The organism is Micromonospora sp. NPDC005206 (assembly GCF_040608175.1).
Classification (GTDB): domain Bacteria; phylum Actinomycetota; class Actinomycetes; order Mycobacteriales; family Micromonosporaceae; genus Micromonospora.
The window spans coordinates 47,467-55,328 of record NZ_JBEXHU010000014.1 but is presented as its reverse complement, the minus strand read 5'-3'; the positions used below and the strand labels follow the sequence as shown (position 1 = coordinate 55,328).

Sequence of the window (7,862 nt, the reverse complement as noted above, 5' to 3'; positions counted from 1 at the left end):
GGTTGTTGTTCCGGTCACCACAGACTCTAACCTATGACCCCAACAGCGAGGGATTATTAATCGGTTCTAATCCCGCAGACGCAGACGCCGTCCGGACAGCCGTACCCGAGCGGCCTAGCCGCTCAGGACGGCTTGACCTGCACCTTGAGTCCCGCCCGCTGCCGGGTCAGCTGGATCGCGTCGGCGAACCGGTCCAGGGTCTCGACATGGGTCACCATCCGTGCGGTGTCGATCACGCCGGACGCGACCGCCTTGACGGCCGGGGCGAAGGTCGAAAGCACCGCCATCGAACCAACGACGCTGATCTCCCGGTTGTACACGTCGAACGGGGAGACTTGCAGGCGGGCATCCTCCGGCGCGACACCGAAGACCATGAAGGTCCCGCCGCTCTCCACCGCGCCGAGCGCGGCCTGGCCTGCGGCGGCCACACCGGTGGCCTCGACGACGTACTGGAACCGGCCACGGTGCTCGTCCACCACCTTCTCGACCGAGGTGGCGGTGACCGCCGCGCCGAGCTGGGCGGCCAACGTGAGCCGGGCGGGATCCCGGTCCACCATGGCCACCTCGTACGCCCCGGCGCTCTGTGCCAGCTGCATCAGCAGCAGACCCATGGTGCCCGCGCCGACGACCAGCAATGAGCTGCCCACCGCCATGTTAAGCCGGTGGATCGCGTGTACCGCGCAGGCAACCGGCTCGACCAGGGCCCCGGCGTTGTAGTCCACAGAGTCCGGCAGCCGGTAGCAGTTGCCGGCCGGTACCGCCACGTACTCGGCGAAGGCGCCGTCGACCGTGTCGCCGATTGCGCCCCAGTTCTCGCAGAGGTTGCCGCGTTGCCGCTGGCACTGCCAGCAGCGGCCGCAGAACAGCGACGGGTCGACGGCGACCCGGTCACTGACCGCGAGCCCGGTCACATCGGCACCGAGCTCGACGATCTCACCGGCGAACTCGTGGCCCGGTGTGATGGGGTATGGGGTCGGCGGGAACTCGCCGTCGAGGATGTGCAGATCTGTACCGCAGATCCCACAGGCGTGGACGCGGACGACCACTTCACCGGCCTTCGGTGTGGGATCGGGGCGGTCACCGATCCGCTGGGACCCCGGCTGGTCCAGAATGACAGCTCGCATTGCTGGGAATTTCCTTCCTGACGATTGTGACCGCTGCCGGCTTAGCTGGTGAGGCCGAGGATCCGGGCGAGGTTGCCACCGAACACCATTTCGTGGGCTGCGTCCGAGCCGGCCACCCGCCGCATCTTGGTGAACTCCATCTCGTAGTCGACGAAGGGTGAGTCGGTGCCCCAGACCACCGGGCCAGGATCGGTCAAAGCGTTAGTGCAACCAGACGCTCCTGCACCAATTCTCTTGTGATTGGGGCGCTGTCGCCGCCGAGCCGCTCGATGACTAGGCCCGCCGTCGCCGAGCCCCAACGGGCCGCGGTCTCCAGGTCCAGTCCCTCCATGCGTGCAGCGATGAAGCCAGCGCTAAAGGAATCGCCGCAACCGGTGGTATCAATCACCTTGGCGGGTGCTGCGGGCACCCGGAACTCGACGTCTGCTGTGCGCACGAGACACCCGTCCTCCCCTAGCTTGAGCACAATGCACCCGACCCCCCGGGTGACCAAAACGTCAGCAACCCGCTCAGGCGTCTGCTCCCCGGTAATGACCTGACCTTCCGCAAGGTTCGGCATGAAGTAGTCCAGGTGCGGCAACACCTGCTCGAGGAGCTGTCCACTGTTCGGTGTCCTGGTGCCCAGCACATCGCTAGACGTCACGGTGCCTCTTGCCCGCAATGCCTTGAGCATTTCTGCGGCTGGCCCGCCATCAACCTTTGGCATCCTCAATGCTCCGGCGAAGTGAAACCACCTCACGTCGTTCCCGACGGGAGCCTCAAGTGTCTCGCGCGTTACGGCGAGACTTGCTCCAGGCACGTGTAGCGCAGGCCTTTCTCCATTGGTACGGATCGGCAGGATGCTGGCCGAGGTGGCCACGCCGTCGAGCTTGGCCACGGCGGATACGTCGACGCCGAAGCTGGCCAGCCTGGCGAGCAGTATCTCGCCGAGGGTGTCGTCGCCGACTGCACCCCCGACCGAGGTAGGCACGCCGAGGCGAGCCAACGCGGCAGCGGTGATGCCTCCGGTGCCGCCAACGGAGGCGGTGATTTCGTCGATGAACGTGGAGTTCTGAGCGGTCGGGATGGCGTCGAACGGTCGGCCGAGGACGTCCAGGATGAGGACGCCAGAACAAGCCACTCGGCTTACCATCAGGTGCCCCTGGGGAAAGTGAGGCCGACCGCGCGGACGGGGGAGCCGGAACCGCGGTCGATCTTCAGCGGGAAGGCCATGAAGAACGCCTCGCGGGGCAGTTGGTCAAGGTTGGCCAGGCATTCGATGATGTAGATGCTGTTGGGCAGGAAGTAGTCGTCGTGCCCGTAGGACTTTTGCACCTGGACGCCATCGTGCAGCGCGATGTCGAAGGCGACGTTGTCAGCGCCGACGGCTACCGGGCGCCGTTCGGTCAGCCAGGCGCATGCGTCTTCGCTGAGGCCGGGGGTGTTCTCGCTGTACCAGCGCCAGCGGTGGTCAACAAACCAGTACCGCTCCCACCAGCCGAAGTTGACGAGGGCCACGTCGCCGACCTGCAGTGGCGCGCCGGAGGCGTCGTCGATCTGCCGCAGCATGTCGGCGGTGAGTAGATCCCCCGGGCCGAGCCCGAGCGGCCTGACGTCGAACACCTTCGCCGGTGCCAGGAACGTTTGAACGGGGACGGTGTCGATGGTGGCGTCCATCATCGTCTTGTGAATGTGCGCTGGCGCATCGATGTGCGACCCGGTGTGCTCCGCCAGGCTGATGGTCTGGCAGTAATAGTCGTCGTGGTCATGGTTGACAGTTGGGTTGACGATCAGCGGGGGGTGAGTCACCCACCGTGGCATCCCATTCTCGATGGTCGGGGAAAGGTCCACGTAGTTCGCCGATCGGAGCAACTCAGCCAAGGCGGACGTGGCGGTGGTCATGGGGCAGGCTCCCGGTTCTACTGGTTGTTCACAGGCGTGGCGGGCGCTGGCTGATACCAGCCGGCCCCGGACCCACCCTCGCCGCTCCTGCGAGCGCCGCCGTCGCTTCGAGTCGCAACGGCGTGGGCAAGCTTGCTGCCGTCGTTGTAGTAGCGGCGCGCCCACATGCTGGACAGGTCCTCGTAGTCAAGCGGATTGCGCCACGACGTCACCTTGGCTGCGGAGAGATCGAGACTGAACAGGGCGCGGGGCTGGTCGATGGTGTCCTGCACGTAGGCCTCGCCGGCCTCCGGCGGTGTGATGTAGCGGGCGACGATGCGCCGGTAGGTGTCGCGCTAGTCGTCGTCGCCACCGACGTCATTCACCAGCTCAGCTGTGCCTTGAATGGTGAGTTTGCGGTATGGGTGGGGCTCCTCGTCGATGGAGATACCTACCCGCCGGTCGCGGCGCAGGTTCGCCAGGAAGGCGGACCGTGCGCGGGGGGTAAACCACAGATTGCCGTGCTCGTGTAGGAACCAGGTCGGCACGACTCGCGGCATGCCGTCGGCGTCTACCGTCCCAAGCCGCATCAGCTGGCCGGGCTGGGAAAGGAAACTTCTGATCTGCTCAGCACTCATACGTGGCAATGGATTTCCTCACTTCACGGCGCCGAGGGTGAATCCCTCGGCCAGGTGACGCTGCGCCAGCCAGCCCAGGATCACGAGGGGGGCGACGGCCAGCAGGGACGCCGCCGAAACCGAGGCGAGCCCCAGACCTTGGCTTGTCTGCGAACTCGCGATGAACACCGGGATGGTTCCTGCCCGGGAGCCGGTGAGCATGATCGCGAAGAAAAACTCGTTCCAGGCGAAGATGATCGCCAGCAGCGCGGACGTGGCGATGCCGGGTCTCGCGATCGGGCCAACGACAGAGCGGAAGAGCCGCCAGGTTCCGGCACCGTCGACCAGCGCCGCCTCGATGATCTCCCTGGGCACGTCTAGGTAGTACGAGCGCAGGATGAGCACGACTAGCGGCAGGTTCATCGCGGTGTACATGATGATCAGCGCAGTCTGGGTGTCCAACAGCTGCAGCCGGTTGAACGTGACATAGATCGGCAGGATGACGCCCACGCTGGGCATAAACGTGGTCGATAGCATCCAGAAGATGATGTTTTGGTTGCCGCGGTACTTGTAAAAGGCCAGCCCGAACGCGGCAGGGATGCCGAGCGCGATGGCGAGCAACGTCGACATTCCGACGTCGATGACGGAGTTGATGAGGGCCGGCACGTACCCGGTGTGCACGACCGAGCGGGTGTCCAGTGTCGGGGTGAAGATGAGCTTCGGGGGGACGGTGAACGCGTCGGCCTCTGTCTTGAAGGCGTTGAGCATCATGAGAATGAGCGGGCTGGCCAGCAGCAAGGCGATCATGTAGCAGCAGGCGATGCGTAGGGCCTTTCCGGCGCTCAGGCCCTTGCGGCGCGCCTTGACCTGCCCGATCCGTGTAGTGGCGGGAGTAGCCGTCGCGGTGCTCATTCGATCACCTCTCCGCGAACGATGGTCTTGCCGATAATTTTCATGAGCCCGGTCAGGGCGAAGATGACGAAGACCGTGTCGGTCAACGCCAGAGCGGACGCCGCTCCGATGCTGTAGTTCGCGAACGCCTGCTGGTAGACGGCGTAGGCGAGGTTCGTCGTCGCGTAGCCGGGACCACCTGCCGTGGTCACGTAGATGACGCCGAACGTCGGCAGCACCAGGATCAGGCCGAGCAGTACGGTGATGGCCAGATAACTGCTCAAGTGCGGCAGGACGATGTAGCGGAAGTTCGACCAGGCGCCTACCCCGTCCATCTGGGCCGCCTCCTCCGTGGCGGGGTCGAGAGAAGACAACCCGCTCATGAGGATGACCATGGCGAACGGCGCCCACATCCAGACGGACATGATGATGACCGCCGGCATGGGGTGTTCCGACAGGGGTGCAAAACCGGTGTCACCCAGCTGGCGAGCGATCCACGGCAGAATGCCGCTGCCCGTGTCTAGCACCAGCTTCTTCCAGAGAATGCCGGTCACTACAGGCATGACAAGCATCGGAGTGATGAGCACGGTTCGCACCACTCCGCGCCCGGGGAAGGGCGCGCGGATCAGCAGTACGAGGCCCAAACCGATCAATGTCGATACCGCGACAGTGACGACTGTCAGCACGATGGTCTGTCCCACTGTGCGCAGCAGCGAAGGCTCGGCGTGTGCGAGGTCGAGGAAGTTCTGCACGCCGACCCAATGCTGCCCATCCTGCGGCCTCAGCAGGTTCCACGATCGGAACGCGAAGAACACCGTCACGACGAACGGAACCTGCGTTACGACAACGAGGAATGCGACCGCCGGAAAAAGCAGGCCTTTGGGGCGCTTGATTTTACTGGTGCTCGATGCCAGGTCTGCCGCATCGTCAACGACGGGTTCAACGGGACCAGGTGCTGTGGCGATCGTCGTCATGGCGTTCTCCAGTGAAGGGGTGTCCATGGGCGGAGGGCCCTCGGCCGGCCTGCTTGGGGCCGGCCGAGGGCCGACGCCGGCTCACTTGTAGTAGCCGGCCTGCTTCATGACGTTCTCCGCGTAGGCCTGCGAGGATTGCAGCCATGCGTCAACCGACTGCTTTCCACTGACCGCGGCGGACAACCCCTGCGCGAACTGCGTCCCGATGTTGGCCCACTCCGGGATAAAGATGGAGGTCGTGCCCTTGTAGGGCACCGGCTCGCAGGAGGGCTTGTTGTTCGTCGCGCTGTTCATCGCGTCAAGGGTGACCTGCGCGAACGGCGCGACCTCCTGGTATTCACCTGCTTGGTAAGTCGACGTGCGCGTCCCGGGAGGAACGTTGAACCACCCATCGGTGTCGGCTACGAGCTTGATGTAGTCCTTGCTGGTAGCCCAGCGGATGAACTGGAATGCGGTGTCGGCGTTCTTGCTGCCGTTGACGATGCTGAAGGCCCAGGCGTACAGCCAGTGGCTGCCGTTGTCGCAGCCCTGTGTCGGGGCCTGCACCCAGCCGATCTTGCCATTGACCTTCGAGGTCTTGGGGTCCTCGAGACCGCCGGCAGCGACGGTGGAGTCGATCCACAGAGCGGTCTTGCCCTGCGACATCAGGTTTAGGCCCTCTTCGAACCCGACGCTGCTCGCGCCCGGCTCGCCGTACTTGCGCACGAGGTTTACGTAGTCCGTGACGGCTTGCCTGAACTTTGGCGAGGTGAACTGCGGCTTCCAGCTCGTGTCGAACCAGCTGGCACCGTAGCTATTGATCTCCGTCATCAGCGGAGCAAGCTGTCCGTACTGCGGGATGCCCTTCAGGACGATGCCGTACTGGCCGGCGTCGGGCTTGTGCAGCTTGGCCGCATACTCCTGGATCTGCGACCATGTCGGCTTGTCGGGCATTTTGATGCCGGCCTTGTCGAACAGGTCTTTGCGGTAGTAGGTGATGTTCGACTCGCCGTAGAACGGCAGCGAGTAGAGCTTGCCGCCAACCGACAGGGCGTCCCGGACCGCCGGGAGCAGGTCGTTGACGTCGTAAGAGGTCTGCTCAGACTGCGGGAGCTTGGCGAACATGTCGTCGAGGGGCAGGATCCAGTTGTTGGACGCGTAACCAGACTGGACCTCGCCGGGTGAGATCATGGCGACGTCGTACAGGCCCGACTTCGTGGCGGCGGCGGCGGTCACCTTTTGCCGCAGGTCCTGGTCGGGCAGCGTCACGTAGTTGACCTTGATGCCGGTGGTCTTGCTAAAGGATGCGGTCAGCTTCTGCATCCGGATCATGTCCGGGTTGTTGACGACAGCCACCGTGATGGTCTTGTCGCCGCCGGACGAGCCGGTGCTCGAGGTGCCGACCGAGCAGGCGCTGGCCGAGAAAATGCCGACGGTCGCCAAGGCGACCAGGACAGCTCGAGTGGGGTGTGTCTTCACCGGGTCACATCTCCTTTGACGGTTGTGGTGCGGCAGCCGAGCCGGCGAGCTCGGGGAGGGACGCTGAGGGGGCGCTCTGAACGACATCGATGAGGCGACGTAGCCGCTCGGTAGCGTGGAAGCGCAGGTGTGCCCGGATGTCCGGCTGCGTCAGGGACTCCGACCACACCGCGCGGCCAGCCAGGAAGCCCGAGGCGCCGCCCGCTAGAGCTGCGGCGACTGCTGACGGAAACGTGTCGGGGGCTACGCCCGAGGACAGCACGACCCAGGGACAACCGAGAACTTCAGTGATTGCCCGGGCGCGGTCGGTCAACTCCTCCTCCGGAAGCTGGCCAAGACCGGGGACTTCGGCCTTGTAGATGTCAGGACGGCTGGCGGCGAACTCGGTGGCAGCGGCGAGGATGGCGTCGTCACGGTGAGCGGGGGTGGCCCAGGTCCCGTCGTCGGGACGTACGACGCCCTCGAGGACGGTCACGACACCGGCATCTGCGGCGAGCTGATTGAACTGGCCGATGATGTCGTCACGTTGGTTCTTCGAGTCCTTTGCCCGCCAAATGATGAGCAGCTTCACGGCAGACGCGCCTGCCTCGGCGATGACCGCGGGGGTGATGACTGGATCGACGTCAGAGTGCTCGACGATCTGGCCGGGCTGCTGTACGAACCGGTCGACGGACAAGATGATTCCGCATTCGGGGGCGATGGGCGGGATGCCGTCGCGCAACCCGAACTCGCGGTCGATGAGGATGGCCGAGGCCAGCGGCGTCAACTCGTCCGCGACGGCCGCCTTGAAGGCGACGAGCTCGTCGTCGGTGACCGGATTGGCGCGGTCGACGGACATCATGGTCCGAAGCGACTCGCGCTGGTCGATTGCCAGCATGGCAAACCCGCCGCCGGGTAGTTGCAAACGGTCCAGGCTGGAGGCGATGGGCATGTCTCTC

Annotated in this window: 10 protein-coding genes; all 10 read right to left on the bottom strand. The window is 64.8% G+C overall.

Annotation, left to right across the window (positions count from 1 at the left end; translation table 11 throughout):
- Positions 1-122: 122 nt before the first annotated feature.
- The 10 genes from ABZU69_RS21855 to ABZU69_RS21810 all read right to left on the bottom strand — a co-directional run bounded on the left by ABZU69_RS21855 (position 123) and on the right by ABZU69_RS21810 (position 7,855).
- The gene (locus ABZU69_RS21855) at positions 123-1,124 is read right to left on the bottom strand and encodes a zinc-dependent alcohol dehydrogenase family protein (protein WP_354966183.1); all 1,002 of its coding nucleotides are present in this window, start codon (positions 1,122-1,124) and stop codon (positions 123-125) included.
- 41 nt (positions 1,125-1,165) lie between these two features.
- On the bottom strand, positions 1,166-1,321 hold the full coding sequence (locus ABZU69_RS21850) for a hypothetical protein (protein WP_354966182.1): 156 nt from the start codon (positions 1,319-1,321) through the stop codon (positions 1,166-1,168).
- Entirely contained in the window at positions 1,318-2,256 is a 939-nt protein-coding gene (locus ABZU69_RS21845) for a sugar kinase (protein WP_354966181.1), read from the bottom strand. Before ABZU69_RS21845 ends, ABZU69_RS21850 begins: the two co-directional genes overlap by 4 nt.
- The gene (locus ABZU69_RS21840; RefSeq protein WP_354966180.1) at positions 2,256-3,005 is read right to left on the bottom strand and encodes a cyclase family protein; all 750 of its coding nucleotides are present in this window, start codon (positions 3,003-3,005) and stop codon (positions 2,256-2,258) included. Before ABZU69_RS21840 ends, ABZU69_RS21845 begins: the two co-directional genes overlap by 1 nt.
- Positions 3,006-3,022: 17 nt before the next feature.
- Positions 3,023-3,277 (bottom strand): hypothetical protein, encoded by a 255-nt coding sequence (locus tag ABZU69_RS21835; protein WP_354966179.1) that lies wholly within the window; start codon positions 3,275-3,277, stop codon positions 3,023-3,025.
- Between the two features lie 63 nt (positions 3,278-3,340).
- The gene (locus tag ABZU69_RS21830; RefSeq protein WP_354966178.1) at positions 3,341-3,622 is read right to left on the bottom strand and encodes a pyridoxamine 5'-phosphate oxidase family protein; all 282 of its coding nucleotides are present in this window, start codon (positions 3,620-3,622) and stop codon (positions 3,341-3,343) included.
- 18 nt (positions 3,623-3,640) lie between these two features.
- The gene (locus tag ABZU69_RS21825; RefSeq protein ID WP_354966177.1) at positions 3,641-4,513 is read right to left on the bottom strand and encodes a carbohydrate ABC transporter permease; all 873 of its coding nucleotides are present in this window, start codon (positions 4,511-4,513) and stop codon (positions 3,641-3,643) included.
- Positions 4,510-5,466 (bottom strand): sugar ABC transporter permease, encoded by a 957-nt coding sequence (locus ABZU69_RS21820; protein WP_354966176.1) that lies wholly within the window; start codon positions 5,464-5,466, stop codon positions 4,510-4,512. Before ABZU69_RS21820 ends, ABZU69_RS21825 begins: the two co-directional genes overlap by 4 nt.
- Positions 5,467-5,547: 81 nt before the next feature.
- Entirely contained in the window at positions 5,548-6,924 is a 1,377-nt protein-coding gene (locus tag ABZU69_RS21815; protein ID WP_354966175.1) for a sugar ABC transporter substrate-binding protein, read from the bottom strand.
- 4 nt (positions 6,925-6,928) lie between these two features.
- Positions 6,929-7,855 carry a hypothetical protein gene (locus ABZU69_RS21810; protein ID WP_354966174.1) on the bottom strand — a complete coding sequence of 309 codons (927 nt, stop codon included), beginning with the start codon at positions 7,853-7,855 and terminating at the stop codon, positions 6,929-6,931.
- Positions 7,856-7,862: the final 7 nt, after the last annotated feature.

What these genes read in the sequence shown, in the direction of transcription:
- ABZU69_RS21825 (WP_354966177.1), bottom strand. Translation starts at nt 4,513, where the DNA reads ATGAGCACCGCGACGGCTACTCCCGCCACTACACGGATCGGGCAGGTC.
- ABZU69_RS21820 (WP_354966176.1), bottom strand. Translation starts at nt 5,466, where the DNA reads ATGACGACGATCGCCACAGCACCTGGTCCCGTTGAACCCGTCGTTGAC.
- ABZU69_RS21855 (WP_354966183.1), bottom strand. Translation starts at nt 1,124, where the DNA reads ATGCGAGCTGTCATTCTGGACCAGCCGGGGTCCCAGCGGATCGGTGAC.
- ABZU69_RS21845 (WP_354966181.1), bottom strand. Translation starts at nt 2,256, where the DNA reads ATGGTAAGCCGAGTGGCTTGTTCTGGCGTCCTCATCCTGGACGTCCTC.
- ABZU69_RS21840 (WP_354966180.1), bottom strand. Translation starts at nt 3,005, where the DNA reads ATGACCACCGCCACGTCCGCCTTGGCTGAGTTGCTCCGATCGGCGAAC.
- ABZU69_RS21830 (WP_354966178.1), bottom strand. Translation starts at nt 3,622, where the DNA reads ATGAGTGCTGAGCAGATCAGAAGTTTCCTTTCCCAGCCCGGCCAGCTG.
- ABZU69_RS21810 (WP_354966174.1), bottom strand. Translation starts at nt 7,855, where the DNA reads ATGCCCATCGCCTCCAGCCTGGACCGTTTGCAACTACCCGGCGGCGGG.